The sequence below is a fragment of the Paenibacillus sp. 19GGS1-52 genome (assembly GCF_022369515.1).
Lineage (GTDB): Bacteria > Bacillota > Bacilli > Paenibacillales > Paenibacillaceae > Paenibacillus_AQ.
Window position 1 is genome coordinate 4,681,504 of record NZ_CP059724.1, and the last position, 18,588, is coordinate 4,700,091.

General features: G+C 45.3%; 18 protein-coding genes and 1 other RNA gene. 9 read left to right on the forward strand and 10 right to left on the reverse strand.

Annotated features, from left to right (window positions below; all coding sequences use genetic code 11):
* Nucleotides 1–68: 68 nt before the first annotated feature.
* Nucleotides 69–1,688 (forward strand): citramalate synthase, encoded by a 1,620-nt coding sequence (cimA, locus tag H1230_RS21915; RefSeq protein WP_239712001.1) that lies wholly within the window; start codon nucleotides 69–71, stop codon nucleotides 1,686–1,688.
* An 89-nt stretch (nucleotides 1,689–1,777) separates the two neighbouring features.
* Here the strand turns inward: cimA and H1230_RS21920 are convergent, their stop codons facing one another.
* Nucleotides 1,778–2,341 (reverse strand): TlpA family protein disulfide reductase, encoded by a 564-nt coding sequence (locus H1230_RS21920; RefSeq protein ID WP_239712002.1) that lies wholly within the window; start codon nucleotides 2,339–2,341, stop codon nucleotides 1,778–1,780.
* Between the two features lie 137 nt (nucleotides 2,342–2,478).
* On the opposite strand from H1230_RS21920, the gene H1230_RS21925 reads away from it, so the two are divergent.
* Nucleotides 2,479–2,955, forward strand: a complete 477-nt coding sequence (locus tag H1230_RS21925) for a M67 family metallopeptidase (RefSeq protein ID WP_239712003.1) — start codon at nucleotides 2,479–2,481, stop codon at nucleotides 2,953–2,955.
* Here H1230_RS21925 and H1230_RS21930 read toward each other — a convergent pair.
* From H1230_RS21930 to H1230_RS21940, 3 genes are read right to left on the reverse strand one after another with little or no spacing between them, the layout of a single operon-like run.
* Entirely contained in the window at nucleotides 2,937–3,686 is a 750-nt protein-coding gene (locus H1230_RS21930; protein ID WP_239712004.1) for an exonuclease domain-containing protein, read from the reverse strand. The genes H1230_RS21925 and H1230_RS21930 overlap by 19 nt on opposite strands.
* Before the next feature lie 3 nt (nucleotides 3,687–3,689).
* A complete protein-coding gene (locus tag H1230_RS21935; RefSeq protein ID WP_239717474.1) occupies nucleotides 3,690–4,757 on the reverse strand; it encodes a DUF294 nucleotidyltransferase-like domain-containing protein in 1,068 nt (355 codons plus the stop codon).
* A 42-nt stretch (nucleotides 4,758–4,799) separates the two neighbouring features.
* The gene (locus H1230_RS21940) at nucleotides 4,800–6,191 is read right to left on the reverse strand and encodes an ammonium transporter (RefSeq protein ID WP_239712005.1); all 1,392 of its coding nucleotides are present in this window, start codon (nucleotides 6,189–6,191) and stop codon (nucleotides 4,800–4,802) included.
* A 642-nt stretch (nucleotides 6,192–6,833) separates the two neighbouring features.
* Here H1230_RS21940 and H1230_RS21945 point away from each other — a divergent pair.
* Both H1230_RS21945 and H1230_RS21950 read left to right on the forward strand, forming a co-directional pair.
* On the forward strand, nucleotides 6,834–7,265 hold the full coding sequence (locus H1230_RS21945) for a MerR family transcriptional regulator (RefSeq protein ID WP_239712006.1): 432 nt from the start codon (nucleotides 6,834–6,836) through the stop codon (nucleotides 7,263–7,265).
* A 35-nt stretch (nucleotides 7,266–7,300) separates the two neighbouring features.
* Nucleotides 7,301–7,969: a zinc metallopeptidase gene (locus H1230_RS21950; RefSeq protein WP_239712007.1), complete on the forward strand. Its 669-nt coding sequence runs from the start codon at nucleotides 7,301–7,303 to the stop codon at nucleotides 7,967–7,969.
* Nucleotides 7,970–8,018: 49 nt separating this feature from the next.
* On the opposite strand, the gene gltC is transcribed toward H1230_RS21950, so the two are convergent.
* A complete protein-coding gene (gltC, locus tag H1230_RS21955; protein ID WP_239712008.1) occupies nucleotides 8,019–8,933 on the reverse strand; it encodes a glutamate biosynthesis transcriptional regulator GltC in 915 nt (304 codons plus the stop codon).
* Between the two features lie 13 nt (nucleotides 8,934–8,946).
* Nucleotides 8,947–9,573: a rhomboid family intramembrane serine protease gene (locus tag H1230_RS21960; protein WP_239712009.1), complete on the reverse strand. Its 627-nt coding sequence runs from the start codon at nucleotides 9,571–9,573 to the stop codon at nucleotides 8,947–8,949.
* A gap of 110 nt (nucleotides 9,574–9,683) precedes the next feature.
* On the opposite strand from H1230_RS21960, the gene tpx reads away from it, so the two are divergent.
* On the forward strand, nucleotides 9,684–10,202 hold the full coding sequence (gene tpx, locus H1230_RS21965; protein WP_239712010.1) for a thiol peroxidase: 519 nt from the start codon (nucleotides 9,684–9,686) through the stop codon (nucleotides 10,200–10,202).
* A gap of 155 nt (nucleotides 10,203–10,357) precedes the next feature.
* On the opposite strand, the gene H1230_RS21970 is transcribed toward tpx, so the two are convergent.
* The 4 genes from H1230_RS21970 to cshA form a co-directional block, all read right to left on the reverse strand.
* The gene (locus H1230_RS21970) at nucleotides 10,358–10,747 is read right to left on the reverse strand and encodes a DUF1499 domain-containing protein (protein ID WP_239712011.1); all 390 of its coding nucleotides are present in this window, start codon (nucleotides 10,745–10,747) and stop codon (nucleotides 10,358–10,360) included.
* A gap of 160 nt (nucleotides 10,748–10,907) precedes the next feature.
* Nucleotides 10,908–11,099, reverse strand: a non-coding RNA gene (gene ssrS, locus H1230_RS21975) — 6S RNA.
* Nucleotides 11,100–11,202: 103 nt separating this feature from the next.
* Nucleotides 11,203–11,997: a YesL family protein gene (locus H1230_RS21980; RefSeq protein ID WP_239712012.1), complete on the reverse strand. Its 795-nt coding sequence runs from the start codon at nucleotides 11,995–11,997 to the stop codon at nucleotides 11,203–11,205.
* Between the two features lie 287 nt (nucleotides 11,998–12,284).
* A complete protein-coding gene (gene cshA / locus H1230_RS21985; RefSeq protein WP_239712013.1) occupies nucleotides 12,285–13,967 on the reverse strand; it encodes a degradosome RNA helicase CshA in 1,683 nt (560 codons plus the stop codon).
* Between the two features lie 318 nt (nucleotides 13,968–14,285).
* Between cshA and H1230_RS21990 the strand changes: the two genes are divergently transcribed.
* The 4 genes from H1230_RS21990 (at nucleotide 14,286) to H1230_RS22005 (ending at nucleotide 18,435) form a co-directional block, all read left to right on the forward strand.
* Nucleotides 14,286–15,107, forward strand: a complete 822-nt coding sequence (locus H1230_RS21990; RefSeq protein ID WP_239712014.1) for a YitT family protein — start codon at nucleotides 14,286–14,288, stop codon at nucleotides 15,105–15,107.
* 174 nt (nucleotides 15,108–15,281) lie between these two features.
* Nucleotides 15,282–15,470 carry a hypothetical protein gene (locus tag H1230_RS21995; RefSeq protein WP_036658735.1) on the forward strand — a complete coding sequence of 63 codons (189 nt, stop codon included), beginning with the start codon at nucleotides 15,282–15,284 and terminating at the stop codon, nucleotides 15,468–15,470.
* Nucleotides 15,471–15,702: 232 nt separating this feature from the next.
* Nucleotides 15,703–16,923 carry a putative glycoside hydrolase gene (locus H1230_RS22000; RefSeq protein ID WP_239712015.1) on the forward strand — a complete coding sequence of 407 codons (1,221 nt, stop codon included), beginning with the start codon at nucleotides 15,703–15,705 and terminating at the stop codon, nucleotides 16,921–16,923.
* 138 nt (nucleotides 16,924–17,061) lie between these two features.
* Nucleotides 17,062–18,435 carry an MATE family efflux transporter gene (locus H1230_RS22005; RefSeq protein ID WP_239712016.1) on the forward strand — a complete coding sequence of 458 codons (1,374 nt, stop codon included), beginning with the start codon at nucleotides 17,062–17,064 and terminating at the stop codon, nucleotides 18,433–18,435.
* Nucleotides 18,436–18,588 lie beyond the last annotated feature (153 nt).

Below are 18,588 nucleotides of genomic sequence, written 5' to 3' on the forward strand. Positions count from 1 at the left end.
TCCAATGCGAGTTGTGCACGAAGCGAATTCCGGAAGCCGAAGCTCACAAAACTTTTAGGAGGACTCTCATGTCTAAGTCCATCTCCATCTTCGATACAACACTGCGCGACGGCACCCAAGGTGAAGGAATCAGTCTGTCAGCGGATGACAAGCTGAAAATCGCCAAGAAACTCGATGATCTGGGTGTGCACTATATTGAAGGTGGCATTCCGGGAAGCAACAATAAAGACATTGAATTTTTCAAAAGAGTCAAGGAACTGCATCTCAACGCCAAAATTACTGCATTCGGCAGCACTCGCCGCAAGAACTCCTTGGCAGAACACGATGATAATCTCAAACGAATGATCGACGCGGGTGTTCCTGCAGTCACACTGGTCGGGAAATCATGGGATTTCCATGTGCATACTGCACTTCAGACCACTCTGGAGGAGAATCTCGCTATGATTGGCGACTCCATATCCTATTTGAAACAACACGGTCTAGAGGTTATATTCGATTCTGAGCATTTCTTCGATGGTTATAAACACAACCCAGAGTATGCATCAGCTGTGCTGGCCAAAGCGCGGGAAGCCGGGGCCGATTGGCTAGTTATGTGCGATACGAACGGCGGAACGCTACCGCATGAAATTCAGGAGATTGTATCGGCGATGTCGCGTCACCTCCCAAGTGCCCCTTTAGGAATTCATACTCACAACGATTGCGAGTTAGCAGTAGCAAATACGCTTAGTGCTATCGGAGCAGGAGCCTCTCAGGTGCAGGGTACAATTAATGGGTATGGTGAACGTTGCGGTAATGCTAACCTTTGCTCAGTCATTCCTACGCTTCAGCTCAAAATGGGCTATCACTGTATTCCTGGAGATTCTCTGCCTCAGCTCACGAATACAGCACGCTTTATTAGTGAAGTCGCTAACGTTAATATGCCAGTGAACCAACCGTATGTCGGAACTGCCGCTTTTGCCCATAAGGGTGGGATTCATGTCTCGGCCATCATGCGCGATTCACGTACCTATGAGCATATCGCACCTGAATTGGTCGGCAATAAACAACGCGTGCTCGTCTCTGAGCTTGCTGGTCAGAGCAACGTGGTTTCCAAGGCACAAGATATGGGACTGAGTCTGGACCCAAGTAGTGAGCAGGCCCGGAAGGTAATTGACAAGATCAAGAACCTGGAGCATCAGGGCTATCTGTTCGAAGGTGCTGACGCCTCACTTGAACTGCTGTTACGCGAAGCCACCGGTGAGATGAATGAGTTGTTTACCTTTGAATCCTTCAAAATGCTAGTGGAGAAAACGGCCGGGCAGCCCGTAGTGTCAGAAGCGTTCGTGAAGCTCAATGTAGGTGGCGAGAACCTCTATACAGCCGCAGAAGGCAATGGTCCAGTCAACGCACTCGATAATGCCTTGCGCAAAGCTTTGCTGCCATATTTCCCGCAGTTAAAGGATATGCATCTCTCCGACTACAAGGTGCGTGTGCTGGATGAACAAGATCAGACAGCTGCCAAGGTACGAGTCCTGATCGAGTCCAAAGACTTTACCAATACCTGGAGTACTGTTGGGGTGTCCAGTAATGTGATTGAAGCCAGCTGGGAGGCGCTTGTCGACAGTATGCGCTACGCCCTGCTAGGACAGATCTCGCTGAAGAACGATAATGAAGCTAATAACGAGCCAAGAGGTTTGGTAAATCATTAAAGTTCTATCCCACAATAGGTGCTACTCTAATACAAAGAACCCCCTTCAGACTGAAGGGGGCCTTTTCATTAGCAGCGCTACAAGTGGACCTATGGTCGAGTAAGTTTAATGATCTTCTTCTCCAGCTCCTCACGGCTCAGAACACCCAGAATGATCTCGGAAATCACTCCGTTCTTATCAATCAACACGTTAGTAGGAAAGACCGCTCCATTATATTTGGCAAATACTTCACCTTTCAAATCAAACATAGTTGGAAAAGCGAGATTATATTTCTTGATAAAACGTTCTGCATTTGGCTTATAATCGTAACTATTCACGTTAATACCGTATATATCCAGAACATCCTTGTACTGCTCAGCTATTGCATTCAGCTCTGGTGCCTCTTGCTGGCAGGGATCACACCAAGACGCCCAGAAATTAAGCATTACCGCCTTATCTCTTGTTCCGCCAATAGAATACACACGGTCGTTGCTTCCCTTAAGGGAAAATGACGGAGCTAACAGCCCAGCTTGAGGACCGATTCTCATTGGAAGCCCTTTTTGCTGTTGAAAAACAGCGGCCGTTTCGGGTTCACGATTATGCCACACCGTCAGAATCAATAGAAAAACAACAAGGGCCATAACCGTCAAATTCCGTTTCTTAACAGCATTCATAGAGGTATGTTCCTTTGCGAATGGAATAGTGTCCTCTTATTGTACCCCCATTTGCTTTAGTTTCAAACCTTACATTTCTAGACAAAAAAAGGGATTCCGTCCATAGACGAAACCCGAGTGAAGAGAGGGGTGAACAATTGACAGCAATCCAGGGAGATATTCAGCCCATAAGACTGAAACCGTCCGTACAACAAGCGCTGGGGAAGCATCTGTTGTCCTGTTATCCACATGAAGCATGCGGAGTCCTGCTGGGTGCTGCCGCAGCGGGAGGCATGCTGATCGACACTTATGTGCCCATCAGCAACGTAGCGCCTGACCCGCTGCATGCTTTTGTGCCTCACCCTAGTGAATGGATTAAGGCCCTCTATAATGTACCGTCCCCTATCGGTTTGTTTCACTCTCATCCGCATTCAACACCCCTGCCTTCTGCCGCTGATTTAAGCGGATTAACGGCACTAGGTGCGGAATTCCAGATTTATGTGATAGGTTCTCCCGGACAAGGAGATAACAATGTCCCATACTTTGGAGGATATTACATTGATCGGCAGCTTGTGATCGACGGAAGGTCCTCCCCTAGGCTAATACAAGCCCCAATCTATGCTCTGCTTAAATAAGTGTATAAATCGCCTAAGGTCTCTAACTGAGGCTTCTGAGCGATTTCTTGAAGATAGGACACCCACAGACTCGCGGTCATTTTGGCGTCCTCCAGAGCATTATGGCGCCCGCTGATCGGAATCCCGTGCACTGCCAGCAGCTCATCCAGAGTATAATTGCTCCGCTGTGGCTCAAGACAGCGGGCCAGCATCATTGTGTCCAGTACGCGATGGGTCAGCTGGACCTTGGAGGTTTTCCATAGTGCTGCATTAAGAAAAGACTTGTCATGAGAACTTGCATGAGCCACCATCACTCGCTGACCAACAAATGACATGAAATTATGAAGACCATCCATTAGGGAAGGTGCTGAACGTGTCATTTCCTCAGATATTCCTGTTAATTGCGTAATATTCTCCGGAATAGCAGTCTGGCAGTTCACCAGTGTATAGAAACACTCATCTTCCTTAATAGTCTCACCTACGACTTTAATCGCACCAATTGACATAATTTCATCACCGTGTTGATGAGCAAAACCAGTGGTCTCCAGATCAAAAATAACAGTCTCCAGTTCCGATAATGGAGTACGTAGCACCTCAGGACGCCGCTTTTCACGCATCAGAGAACGGATAAATGCCATTTGCTGTGCTGTTTGCTGTGCTGCTTCCCCGCCTCTCATGGACGCGATGGCAGACGGCATTCCGCCCTGTCTTAAGTTGTTCCAGAACCCTCCGCCTTTGTTCGGCTCCTTCATGAACTACCTCCTTTCCGCTGACCGGAGCTGGCGTTGCAAAGCCCGATGTAAGCGCCTGACAAGCAGCAAGCTTTCTCGCAGTTCGGACATCAGCTGCTTATTCTTTAAATCACTCTCGGCAACATAGTCACTGCTAGTCAACAAGCCATTCTCTGTACTATACGGCGTATTGACACGCAACCGCAGAGCGGTTAAAAAAGCTCGCCTAATATCCTCCAAATGTTGATATTTATGCATTTCATCCAGTATTTTAATCCGCTCCAGTGTTGAGCTTTCACTTATTCCATGCAGTAAAGACAAGTGTCTAACTATATTCAGAAGTGGGATATAGACTCCATATTTAATATCGAATCCACCGGCATAATCGCCGAAGCGCTCCGTAAGTACCTGTCCGAGAAGATTAAGCGTGGCTTTATGCCGAACTGTATTGCGCAGAACTGCTGTTGACAATTTCTCATTGTCGACAAAGCAATGATGCAAGGCTTTCAGCCACTCCGCAGACAATTCAGTGCTTCCTGCAACATGACGCATGTCTGAAGAGATAATTAGATAACGGATCGGCTCCCATTCCAGCTGATTAGCCCAGCCTTCAAGCTGCCTTTTCCATTCAGGCAATGTTTTTCGCCACATCGGTTCAGAGCACATCACCTTGCCTTCGCACTTCTCATATCCTACTTCTTCCAGAATATCGGACAGCATGGCACCAAAATCTTTAAAATACTGGTTATTAGCAACGTCCGGTTCACCTTCTACAATTAATCCGTTATCCTGATCGCTCCAAAGTGTAGCTTCCATTCTCCCTGCGCTGCCGAATACAATAAAGGAATAGGCGCAGGGAGGCGGGCCAAAGCCCGCCTCTTTCATCTGCGCCTCACATATTTGTACCGCCGTCTGTGCAATGAGATCATGCATCGCATTCACACGGAGCATCCATCGTTCAATTGGGATAACATTTAATTGCTCAAGAAGCACGCTTTGACAGGCAGTACGCCTTTCTTTAAGCTCCTGTGGCGAACCGGCCGTTACGATGGACGTATAGCTCTTCTCTTCGTTCCAATCTGTTGTCTCCATCGAAGCCAATCGGTCCGCCTCCCTATTTAAGTAAAATGATTTTTATAGTTTAGGGGTTTTGGATTCGGAATCTGCAATCAATTTCATCTGTTCAGGGTAGCCGTAAGTACCATGCTCACTGATATCCAGACCCATCAATTCTTCTTCTTCTGTAACACGAAGTCCGATAGCAAGCTTCATTACGTATAGGATGATGAAGGACATTACTGCTACGAATACGAAGGTTCCAACTACACCCAGTATTTGTACCCCGAGTTGATGAAATCCGCCACCGTAGAATACGCCTGCTTTACCGATACCGACTTTTCCTACCAGAGTAGGTGTTGCGAACAAACCAGTGGAAATTGCTCCCCACATTCCTGCAATACCATGAACTGAGAAGGCGTAGATCGGATCATCAAGACCTGCACGTTCCAACCATTGGGAAGTCATGAATGTAAATGCACCAGCGATAAAACCGATAAGAATGGCAGCCCAAGGCTCTACAAATGCGCAGGCACCTGTGATTGCTACCAATGCAGCCAGAACACCGTTCAGCATTGCCGGAATATCAGACTTGCCGAAGTATAACCATGAGACAATTAGTGCAGCTAAACCGCCAGCTGCTGCTGCCAAGTTTGTTGTCAATGCTACATGGCCGAAGAAACCACCCATTGGGGACAACGCACTGCCTGGATTGAATCCAAACCAGCCAAACCAGAGAATGATAACACCGAGAACAGTGAACACCTGGTTATGACCTGGAATAATGACTGCTTTGCCTTCTTTATTAAATTTACCAAGACGAGGTTTAAGTAAGATTGTCGCGACAACAGCTGCGGTTGCACCTGTAAGATGGACAACTGTGGACCCTGCATAGTCTTGCATACCCAGTTCAGCCAACCAACCGCCGCCCCATACCCAGTGAGCTACGACAGGATAAATCACGATGGAGAACAAAATTCCAAAAATGATATATACGCTAAGCTTTGCACGTTCCGCCATACCACCAGATACGATAGCCAGTGAAACTGCCGCAAAAGCCATTTGGAATAAGAATTTAACATTTAGGGTTACATCAGAAGCGGCCAATGATCCAAATACCGATTTGGTCGCATCACCATCGTACCAAAATCCTGTGGTACCGAAAAATCCGTTACCATCACCAAATCCTAGTCCAAAGCCGAGTGCCCAGAAACACAAACTCGCAATTGCCAGTGTCAATACTGTCTTACCAGCTACGTGACCTGCGTTCTTCATTCGTACCGAACCGGCTTCGAGCATTGCAAACCCTGCTTGCATAAAGAATACCAAGATAAATGCCAGGAAAGTAAATGCCGTATCCAAGCCAATCTGTAAATCCGCATTAGTTGGGCCATCTGCAGCAAATGCACTTACCGGATAGGCCATCAATGTAATCATGGCTAGCAACATCATCAACCACTTCTTTTTCATTATTACCCCACTCCCCAATGTTATATTTTCTAACAAAGCGTGAAACTCTTAATGTCATTATAATCAGAAGTCAGGGAAATTGACAAGACTATTTTTTTGAATGTTTTTAATTTATTTATGGAAGCTCACGATTTCTTCACAGTTTATTTACGAAGTGAAGTGGTTGCAGGATTGCCTAATATAGGCCTTTCCTAAGTCCCCATTGATATGGAAACGCATACAGACGGTTCTCATTTTACAGTTCTCTTATCTGTATTTTTATTAAACAATAGTATTAAAAATGCTATAAAATTATAAGTTCACATAAATTGGCCTACTATGTTATTCCTTTTTTTAAAAACTGCCACCATTATTATAAGGAGGTTTTCAAGGTATATACATGACATATCATGTGATATTCATCCTAATTATATTCAAAATAACACATGTTTCACTACATTTGATATTGGCTTGAGAAGAGATGTATTCTAGGTAAGATGCAATACCTATGTATTTCTGCCTTTTCCATTGCATATACTTTATGTAAGCATGACGTTTGACTGTACGGTTTCTAGTTTGATATCATTATAGGTATAAATAAAAATGATGATTGCCTCTATAACAGCAATCAGATTCTACAGCGAGGTGAGATAACTTGGAGATATGACTCTATACCGGATCGGCGAACTAGCAAAGGCTGCCCAAATCAGTGAACGTACCATTGATTATTACACTAAGCTGGGACTGATCACTCCAGAATCCAGAAGCATGAAGAACTATCGGCTCTACAGCCATGAAACCATGGTTGCTTTAGAACGTATTAACCAACTAAAGCAAGACAAGTATACATTGGAAGAGATTAAAGTCTTAATGAGTAAATGGCATATGGCTACGCCTGAAACAGATGTTTCCGACAAGCTGGTCGAACTTGAGCTTCACATGCAGAGACTTGAACGTGAAGTAAAAGCACTTGAACCGATGATTAGTGGTTTGAAGCCGAGCCAGGCCAGACGCGCACTTTCGACTCTGCTTCCTCAGGGTATTGCCTGTATGGAAGCAATTCGACTCTTACTCTCTCAAGGACCGCCAATGTAAACACCTTATTTTTAATACAGTGGAGGAATGCATATATGATGTATCTATTAGTAATTATCGCTTTTTTATTCTCGTTATGGGCGCAGTTCAGGGTAAAGGGCACCTTTAAAAAATGGTCTACGGTACCTAACATGAACGGTATCACCGGTTACGCTGCAGCCAGACGCATGCTTGACTCTAATGGCCTTAACGATGTTCCCATAGAATCAATACCAGGCGCTCTCTCTGATCATTATGACCCCATTCACCGGGTTGTTCGTCTATCAGAGGCCGTATATCACGAAAGCTCCATCGCCGCCGTCTCCGTCGCCTGTCACGAGGTGGGGCATGCTATTCAGCACAAGGAACGTTATCCCATGCTCTCACTGCGCCATAGAATGTTCCCTGTCGTTAATTTCGCTTCAAGTGTAGCTCCATTCATGCTGTTGGCCGGATTCATATTCAATTACTTGAATCTCGTCGGCTTGGGCATTATCTTCTTCTCCGCTGCTGTTGCATTCCAGCTAGTAACACTGCCAGTAGAATTCAATGCCAGCAACCGGGCTCGTGGAGTCATGGTTCAGCAAGGTTTCATCCGCAACGAGGAAGAACGTGGGGTGGCCAAAGTATTGAATGCCGCAGCATTAACTTATGTTGCCGCTGCTTTAGTGTCACTGCTCGAACTGCTGCGCTTGGTATCCGTTTTTTTTGGCAACCGCAACTAACTAGTGTCAGGTTAACTTATATTTCAAGCAAAAAGAACACCCTCGAAGGCTACGAGCCAACTGGGGTGTTCTTTTGTCTATCACTGAAATAGTTTAGGAGGAAGGCACGGAATGAGCGGGCAACCAAGGGCAGCTTGCCTTCCGTACGATGAATTAGTCCGACCGTTCTTGTCACAGAAGGCTCCATGACTCTCACCTGCGCTGGTTGTAAAGGGTTCGTCTGAAAAAGTGCCATCTCTGGCAGCAGACTCACCCCCATGCCTGCTGCAACCAAACCGCGTATAGTATCAGTTTCTCCGCCTTCAAAGGCTATCTGCGGTTTAAATCCAGCCTGCAGACAGGCTTGCCAAACAATAGGACGCAGTGAATAGCCTTGGCTGAACAGAACAAACTTCTCCTCCTTCAACTGCTCCAATCGGATTACAGACTCCCCTGCCAGCGGATGGTTCTGGGGAAGGATCGCGAATAGTTCCTCCGTCATCAGGACATCTCCAGAAACTTGCTCATCATCCTCCGGAAAAGGAGAGATAAAAGCCAAGTCCACTTCTCCAGCCAATACATCCTTAATTAATGAAGGATAAGAACCTTGCTTGAATCGGAATTTAACGTGCGGATACAGCTGGCGAAATTCCGCGACAATAGATGGAATCAGATTGGTTCCTAAGCTATGCGGAAACCCGATACGAATCTCACCGCGTTCCGGATCCAGAAATTCATGTACTTCAGCCACCGAACGCTCCAGATCCTTCAGAACGATCTCCACCCTCTTACAGAAGAGCTGTCCAACCGGTGTCAGCTGCAGATTGCGTCCTTTTTGCATAAACAAGTCTACGCCAAGCTCCTGCTCCAGCTGATGAATCTGGCGGCTTACCGCGGACTGGGCCACATGCAGCTCTTCCGCCGCTCTCGTGACATGTTCTTTTTGGGCAACCTTTACAAAATATTGCAGCTGTCTTAGCTCCACGTTATCATCGCTCCTATTTTCGGCTTTTTGGGAATATGCGAATAATCAATCCATAGAGGAAAAAGCCGGCGACCAAACCGCCAATATGAGCTGCCCAGTCTACATTCGGTGTTGCAAAGGACATAATAATACCCAGCACAAGCAATCCATACAAGGTCTTACGCGAGCTTTCATCCATTATTGCCCGTTGCATCAAGGCAACATATAGAAATGCGCCATACACAGCGTAGATCGCCCCTGAAGCGCCTACAGACACGGTAGCAGTCCCAGGAGCTGGCGCACCCCCAAGATAAGTTGACAATACATTTGCCAGAATACCTCCAGCTAAATACAGCACTGCATAGCGCCACCAACCGAGTAACCGCTCCAAAGGCGGAGCAAACACCAACAGAGCAAAGCTGTTAAAGAGCAAGTGAGAAAAGCCATTATGCAAAAAGACCGCCGCCGCATATCGCCACAGCTCTTCCTTTTCCGGGCCGGCATCGACCACAGCTCCAAACTTCACAAGCGTAGCCAAATTTGTTGAGCCGCCATTAAATGTCAGGACCACAAACATAATTACATTGGCCAGCATAAGAAGACAGGTTACCGGATAATACCGGATATAGCTTTTCCAATTCTCATATCGTATGAATATCATAGCACCCATCCTTTTATGTATCGTGTCCAGTTGGACATCACCCTGTTAAAAAGATTATAATTTACTGTGGCAGCAAGAATCCAATATAACAATTCGAGGAGGAATCAAGAATGACGCAAGAAAGAACAGGCGTAGCTACTTTCAAAGGCAATCCAATCACTCTAGTAGGACCTAAGTTAACAGCAGGTGATTCCGCACCAGATTTCGTTCTTAGTAAGAATCTTTTGGAAGAGGTATCCCTTAGTGATTATGCCGGCAAAATTAAGCTAATCAGCGTTGTACCTTCTCTTGATACCGGTGTATGTGACGCACAGACTCGCCGTTTCAATAGCGAAGCCGCCGAATTGGGCGATGATGTTGTCATCCTTACTGTCAGTGTAGACCTGCCCTTTGCTCAAGCTCGCTGGTGTGGCGCAGCCGGTATTGATTCTGTCATTACACTTTCCGATCACAAGGCTGTGTCATTCGGACAAGCCTATGGAGTCCTGATTAAGGAGTTCCGATTAGATATGCGTTCTATCTTCGTAGTTGACAAGAATAATACCTTGACTTATGTAGAATATTTAGGCGAAATGGCCGAGCATCCTAACTATGAAGATGCTATTGCTGCTGTAAAGAATCTTCTATAATGTATTACTTTTAGATATTTACAATATTTTAAAAAAGCGGCAGAAGGACATCCTTCTTCCGCTTTTTCTTATTTAGAAAAACATCTGTGTATGAGATGTTGTCTAGAAAACGCATACAACCTCTAAATAAGAAAGCTAATTCGTTACTCTCCCATTCAGTCTGCTCTATATTTCCCCAGTTTTTTGTCCAATGATCCATACAATCGTTGTATAACACGATAATTGGCGCCCAAATCGCCGAGGGAACCTCTGGATGCGGAATACAAATCTACAGCACAACGCACTGGCGTTGTATTCAACACCGAGACGGTGATATCGAGGGTACGACCAAATGCGGTCTTCTTCTCCAGTGTAATTTCCCCGACTGACTGCACTTCATGCAGCACCTTAAATCCAGGAATTTTCTTTAGCGTTGCCGATACTTCATCCCACGCCTTGTCTTTAGAAAGATTGTAATAACGTGTCTTTAATGTCGGATCTTTTGCGCGGTCGCTTGTTCCATCCTGACTGCGAAATAAGCCGACCAAGGTTCTTTTCAACGACAAAATTCTTCCCCCTCTACAAATCCCAAGTTCATTATTCTAAGTGTAACACTCTTGCCTCTGGAACAAAAGAGCATTGCTCACTTTCTCCAGTTTCAGAAAAAACAAAAAAACGCCTCATTTCCGCAACAAACGGGAAACAGGGCGCCTGACAAAAGCATTAGAAAAACCCGCCTATGCCGTCCGGCTACAGTGTCTTCTGAACCTGCTTGAGCAGGTGGGTGACCGCAGAAAACGTTTTTGAATTCCCCAAGTCATATAGACGGGGCAGTTCAGCTGCGCTTCGTGTAGATCTCCCAAGACATTATCATTGGTTCAAAACAACGAGCAACCGTAACGAACATCGCAGGATTTATATTTATTATATTGCGTTTTGACGAAAATGTAAACCTGTATGCGCTTTAATTAACATTGGAATTAAATTCCTGCCTACCCTTACGAGATCATCCTAAGGTTTGTTAAATGTGCTTCAAATCTTGCTCATCCTGAAACTCAGCTTCGTTCTTTTGCGCTTTCTCTTCAGCTTCCTGCTCTTCCAGCTTCTTCTTCTCTACCTGTAGCTGCAGCTTGTTGTAAGTGGCATAGAAATTAAAAAATGCGACCATAGCGATCAGTGTAGGAATACAGATGAAGTAAAGTGCCGGGTATCTGAGACCTATATAGACAAGAACCGCTGCTCCAACCAAAGTAGAAAACACTCGAATTGGCCGAGCGATTGTCAATAGAATGGAATTAGTTACCACTTCTTTAAAGGTCATTTGATAGTGAACAATAATGGAAAAGAAATTAAACATGGAAATAAACAAAATAATCATCAATACAAGCATTAAAATACCAACGATTTTGAAATTGGCCATTTGTGTCATGTAAACCGTCACATCAACATACATAACGACAAACAGAAGGGTGTAGATAATTCCTCCAAGCATGCTTTTTACATAATTCTCTTTGTATCCCTGAAAATAAGTACGGAACGTGCTTACGTCAGTATTGCCCATTACCCATTTGCGTACAACTGTAAATAGCGCTGCTGTAGCGGGAAACACTGTGAATGGTGCTAAAATGCACAGCGCCCAATTCAAGGTAATCTGTTCGTTAGGTCCACCTGTACCCGAACCCAGCATAATAACCTTCAATACAGCAACTAATAAAAACGGAACTGAACATAGCGCCCACAAAATATTACTGAAAGCGATACGTGATATCCATTCCGTGACACGGTATAAACCGCCCATAGCTCCCTTAAACTCCAATTCCCTTCCTCCTGTCTTTCTAGCGAATAATGCATACCTTAACTATACCTTATTTGATAGGAGCTTTTCCAGAGCCCAAGTTCTGATTTCTGGATATGGTACCTGGACTTCACTAATTATGTATCAAGAAGAAACGGCTTTACCGTCCTCTGAAAGAGGCGGCATCCGTTTCTTCGAGAAATATAAGGATAAGTTATCGTGTGAAACATATAAATTCTTATGTTTCAAAAAATAAGACGAGAACCGCCTGGCGGCATCTCGTCTTATCGGTTATATAGAGAAATCTCCTACAAATCGTAAGATGAATCTTCACGTTTAGCAGGACGTGTAGTTGTGCTGCTGCTTGGACGCGCTGCAGGTTTACGATCTGCACTACGACTTGCTCCAGCATCACGGCTAGCTCCACCAGCATCGCGATTGCCTTTATAGCCACCGCCATATCCACCGCTGCCGCTACCATAGTTGCTGCCGCCGCTTCCACTGCTGTATCCGCCACGACTGCCGCCACCAGTGCTGCTATCGCGATTGCCGCGATATCCACCACCGCTACCGCCTGCACCAGAACCACCAGTTCCGCCACGGTTGCCACCATAGCTACCGCTTGGTTTACGACCGCTGCGAATGTCATTCTTGGCACCGCGACGTTTAGCGCGAATTGGATCTTCCGGTGTCAGTTCGATCTCGGAATCCTTCTTATCGCCAGTCAAAAGCTTCATTGCTGCGGACAGTAATTGTACAGAATCATATTGCTCCAGCAATTGGATTGCCATACCTTTGTATTCATTTAACTCATCGCTCTCAACCATAGCAAGTACACGCTCAGCAGTGATGCGTTGTTTGCCTTCGATAGCCTCAGCCATAGTTGGCAAAGGTTTGCGAGTAATCTTCGAACGTGTAACACGTTCGATTAAGTGCATATGATCCATTTCACGCGGAGTCACGAAAGACCATGCAGTTCCTTCTTTACCAGCGCGTCCTGTACGACCGATACGGTGAACATAGCTTTCCGGATCTTGTGGAAGGTCAAAGTTAATTACGTGTGTTACTCCTGAAACGTCCAGACCGCGTGCTGCTACATCAGTAGCTACAAGCACATCAATGCTGCCATCACGGAATTTGCGCATAACTGCGTCACGTTGATTCTGTGAAAGGTCACCATGCAGGCCATCAGCGGAATATCCGCGTTTTTGCAAGGCTTCTGCAAGCTCATCCACACGACGTTTCGTACGTCCGAATACAATCGCCAGATCAGGAGATTCCATGTCAATCAGACGGCTGAGTGCTTCAAACTTCTGACGCTCAGGCACTTCAACATAGTGTTGATCGATCAAAGGAGCACTGATCTGTTTCGGAATCACTGATACATGCTGAGGATTATTCAAGAACTGTTGAGCGAGGCGTTGAATGTTCGATGGCATTGTTGCCGAGAAAAGCATAGTTTGGCGTTCAACTGGCACAAGCTTCAGGATCGATGTAATGTCTTCCATAAAACCCATGTCCAGCATTTCGTCTGCTTCATCTAATACAACCGTTTGAACATCGTCAAGACGAATCGTTTTACGGTTGATGTGATCCAGGAGACGTCCCGGAGTACCGATAATGATTTGCGGTTTCTTCTTCAGCCCGCGAATTTGGCGGCTGATATCCTGTCCGCCATAAATAGCGAGCGAACGCAAACCTTTAAAACGTGCCAGTTTGCCAATTTCTTCAGCTACTTGAATAGCCAATTCCCGTGTTGGCGTCATAATAAGGGCCCGGATTTTTTCATCTTCCCGGTCAATTTTGGAGATTAGAGGAATACCGAATGCAGCAGTCTTACCTGTACCAGTCTGCGCTTGGCCAATTAGATCCGATCCGGCCAATGCAAGTGGTAAAGCCTGTTCCTGAATTGGTGTTGCTTCCTCAAAGCCTAACTCCAAGATTGCTTGCAGCACTTTAGGCTGTAAGCCGAATTCTGCGAATGTTTTCAAATTATTCGTGCTCCTTTTATACAGTGGACATTCCACATGCTTGTCTGTATTCTTAAGTAGCGGTAAACACATTTATAGGCTGTCCAATAATTCCGGATTCTCTGCATGGTTTAGCGCGTATTTGGGACGAAAAGCCGTCCTATCATCAGGCCACTCAAACGCACCTGAATAACTGTAGCTTCACATCCGATGCAATGCAAAATACCATTGTAACGTCCTACTCAAGAATATCCTATACATTATATCACAAACCTAAAGAAGAATACCAGTGTATTCCTTTCTTTCATTATTTACAAAATACGTTAGAGGTGAATTTGCTTGTTAAGAAAATTTTGGAATTATCTGGCCATCGTTTTTGGTTCAGCGTTGATTGCCAGCGGCTTTAACCTATTTTTGATCCCTCACCGCTTACTAAGCGGAGGCGTGTCCGGACTATCCATGTTAGTGGGTTATTTCACACCGCTAAACATAAGCTTATTATATTTGCTGTTCAACATCCCATTACTTGTGGCAGGCTGGTTCCAATTGGGACGAAGATTTATTATTCTCAGTATCTTGTCCGTTGGGGCGACGACGTGGTTAATGACGTTGGTCCCTATTCAATCCATTACCTCAGATATGCTGCTTGCCTCCGTGTTCGGTGGAGTGCTTGTTGGCATTGGCAGCGGAATATCCTTTAGAGTCGGCGGCTCCTCAGGCGGGTTTGATATTGTTGGCTCCATCATTACTCGTTACCGAGACTTCCCAGTCGGGAGTGTCCTGGTTTCCTTGAATGCGCTGGTAATTCTGGCCGCTGCCTATTTTGACAACAATTGGAATTTAGCACTTGCATCGATGGTTTCCATCTACGTCAGCGGCAAAGTTGTCGATCTCATCCATGTCAGCCACATCAAGGTTACTGTATATATAGTAACAAACCGCACGGACGAACTGCTCCAACAACTCTTTGGCCTGCAACGCGGTGTCACAAAAATTAAAACAGAAGGCGCTTATTCCCATGTGGAAAAGGACATGCTAATGACAGTAACAACCCGCTATGAGCTCGTTGAACTACAACGAATTATCAAAACAACAGATCCGCAAGCTTTTGTAAATATAGTTGAAACCGTTGGTGTTATGGGTTCTTTCCGCAAAAGATGAGCCAGAAAAATGCGCATATCTTTAAATTATGATATATTATACTAGCGCAGACCCTAATAAAATTTCATAAAGATTAAGCTTTACCCCTCTTTTTTCCAAGGCACTTCGTTTTCCAATGAACCCTGAATTTCAATTCAGCACCATTCGAAAAAGGAAAGGGTGATTTTTGTGGAAATGGAAACGGTAAAACTGTCAGCAATCGTCATGAGGTGGTATCCTGATATGATGCCGTTTCTCAAGCAGAACGAATTAAATTCTGTAATTGTTCTGCGTGACGGGCTAAGTATTCTGGAACCGGCAGATGCCATGGATATCATCCATTACAGCATTTGTGAACATCAGAATTCTGCGTATCTTCAATGAAGTAAGCTGCAAGGGCTAGTCTTTATAGTTGCCGCTTTGGGTTAGGCTTTTGCCAAATCCAAGCGGCATTTACTTTATTATCATACGTTTTAGAAATGTACATCATGTTTATATACAACAAGGACGGTTTTTTTGCTACCAAGTTGAAACAAGATTGTTACAAGTCTGTTCATTTTGGAGGCATTCGTTCCTTTATAATTTATGAGAATGTACATAAAGGGAGAGAATACAAATGAATATCACCTGGGCTCTAATGATGATGGCCTTGGGAAGCGTAGGCGTGCACAACAACCAGCATGACGCCGATGTGGCAATCGTATTGAGGTCTGCCATGAATCCCCCCATCGTCGCACAACACAGCAGCAATCCTGACGCAGTAACACCTTCACAGAACGCTACAGGAGAGAATTTATCACCATCTCCAACAGCGACCGCGGTACACAAAGATCCACAGCCTGATGCACCCAAGGTAAAAGGGATCTATGTAACCGCATATAGCGCCGGTGGATCACGCATGGAGCAGCTACTTGCTCTATTGGATAAAACCGAACTCAATTCGATGGTTATTGACATTAAGGATGACACCGGTTATATCACTTACAAGACGGATAATGTGGAGCTTCAGCAACTAGGCCATCCACAGTCATTCATTGGCGATATTCATAAACTGATGGAGCGTCTGAAGAAACATGACGTTTATCCGATTGCCCGAATCGTTGTCTTTAAGGACTCCATACTTGCCAAGAAGAAACCTGGATTGTCATTTGTGAATGCTGATGGCTCCGTATGGACCAATAAAGGCGGCGACAGCTTCGTTAACCCTTATAATGAAGAAGTTTGGAAATACAACGTGGATATTGCCAAAGAAGCAGCAAAGCTGGGCTTTAAGGAAATTCAGTTCGATTATGTTCGCTTTCCGGAAGGCTTTGAGAAACGTGCAGATTCGCTTAAGTACACCAAAAGCAATAGACCTCGTGTAGAGATCATTGCTGATTTTGTGAAATATGCCCAAGCAGAACTGGAGCCGCTCGGTGTTCGTGTATCGGTTGATATTTTTGGCTATGCTGCTTCCGTTCCTGCCGCAGAAGGCATTGGTCAGGATTTTGTGAAAATATCCAAGAATGTGGATGTCATTAGCCCGATGATTTATCCAAGCCATTATTCAACCGGATGGTTTGATGTTAAAGATCCGGACAAAAATCCTTATGCTACCATTAAAGGCTCCATGGTTGATACGCATAAAAAGCTTGACTCGTTGGGCAGCTATAAGCCGATTATACGGCCTTGGATTCAAGACTTCACGGCTAGTTGGCTAGGAAGTGGACATTATGTTAAATACGGCAAGCAACAGGTCGAAGATCAGATTCGCGCTTTGAAGGAAGAGAACGTGGAGGAATTTTTACTCTGGAATGCCAATAACCGATATACCTCTGGAGTCGACTACGAAAAATGATGTTTACAGCTCTAATCCTGATATTTAAAGCATGACATACTTACATTTGGAACCCGGCGTTCGCCGGGTTTTTCTCTGAGGATATATTCCGCGATAATAATGCAGTAAGCGAAAAAATTAGATAACGAGGCACAAACCATGATACAGACTACATCACTGAAGCAAAAAGTAATCCAATTGATGCATATTTTATTTCCGATTCTTGTCTCCCAAATCGCTTTGTCCGCCATAACCTTTTTTGATACTAATATGTCTGGCAAATTTGGCACGGCCGATCTGGCGGGAGTCGCTATAGGCACCAGCCTTTGGATTCCTATTCAGACGGGCTTAAGCGGAATTCTTATAGGTATCACACCCATTGTCTCCCATCTGATGGGCAGCAGAAAGGAAAAGGAGGTCGCATTTCAGGTTATGCAAGGCTTATGGCTGTCGCTAATCGTGTCAATACTTGTTCTCTTGATCGGCTTCATCGCCCTTTCCCCCATCCTGGATTTTATGAATTTGGAGTTTGCTGTAAGGGATATCGCCTTCCGTTTCCTGTGTGCTATCTCCTTCGGGGTTATCCCATTATTCGGCTATACCGTTCTACGCAGCTGCATCGACGCTCTAGGGCAAACGCGCGTTTCCATGTTCATTACACTCATAGCGCTGCCAGTTAATGTGGGACTAAACTACCTGCTGATTTACGGGCACTTTGGGTTTCCACGCATGGGTGGTGTAGGAGCTGGTGTCGCTTCAGCCATTACCTATTGGGTCATATTCGCAATTGCCTTGCTCTTTATTTACCGATCCGAGCCCTTTGTAGGCCTCCAGCTGTTCCGTAAGTTCTACTCTATATCGCTGCGAAGCTTCAAGGATCTGTTGAAGATCGGTGTGCCTATCGGCTTTTCGATCTTTTTTGAGACGGCGGTCTTCTCTGCTGTAACACTTCTGATGAGCCGCTTCGATACCATGACGATTGCCGCTCATCAAGCAGCGATCAATTTCGCCTCAACTTTATACATGATCCCACTGAGCATCTGCATGAGCCTTACGATTCTTGTCGGCTACGAGACAGGGTCCGGCAGACTAAAGGATGCACGCCAGTATGGAATTATGGGTATCGGTTTAGCCGCTGTATTATCACTGGCAACGGCACTGGTCCTCTTTTTCGCGGGAGATCATGTTGCCGGTCTATATTCAGATGACCCTAATGTCGTAGCGCTAATTCAGCACTTCCTGATCTATGCGATCTTTTTTCAAATCTCCGATGCGATTGCAACGCCTACTCAAGGCGTACTCCGGGGTTATAAAGATGTTGTTCCAGCCTTTGTCATTTGCTTTGCCGCCTATTGGGTCGTAGGGCTTCCTACAGGCTACCTTCTGGCCACTTACACCGATCTAGAAGCTTATGGCTATTGGATCGGATTGATCACCGGATTAGCTATTGGTGCTATTTTGCTCATGTCACGGTTAGTTAAGGTTCAACGCCGTTATGCTGTCAATTATGCAGAAGGACAATCTCAGACGTAAAAGGGGAAAGCAAGTATCTGACGCTGTGATAATATGGGGCTGTCCCAAAGAGCCATTGTTGTTTAGAGTAGTAACGACGTTAGCACTTTGTGCGAATCGCAATACCTTCGTCAAAAACAAACAGAGATACCAGCTTTCGCTTGCTTATAACCT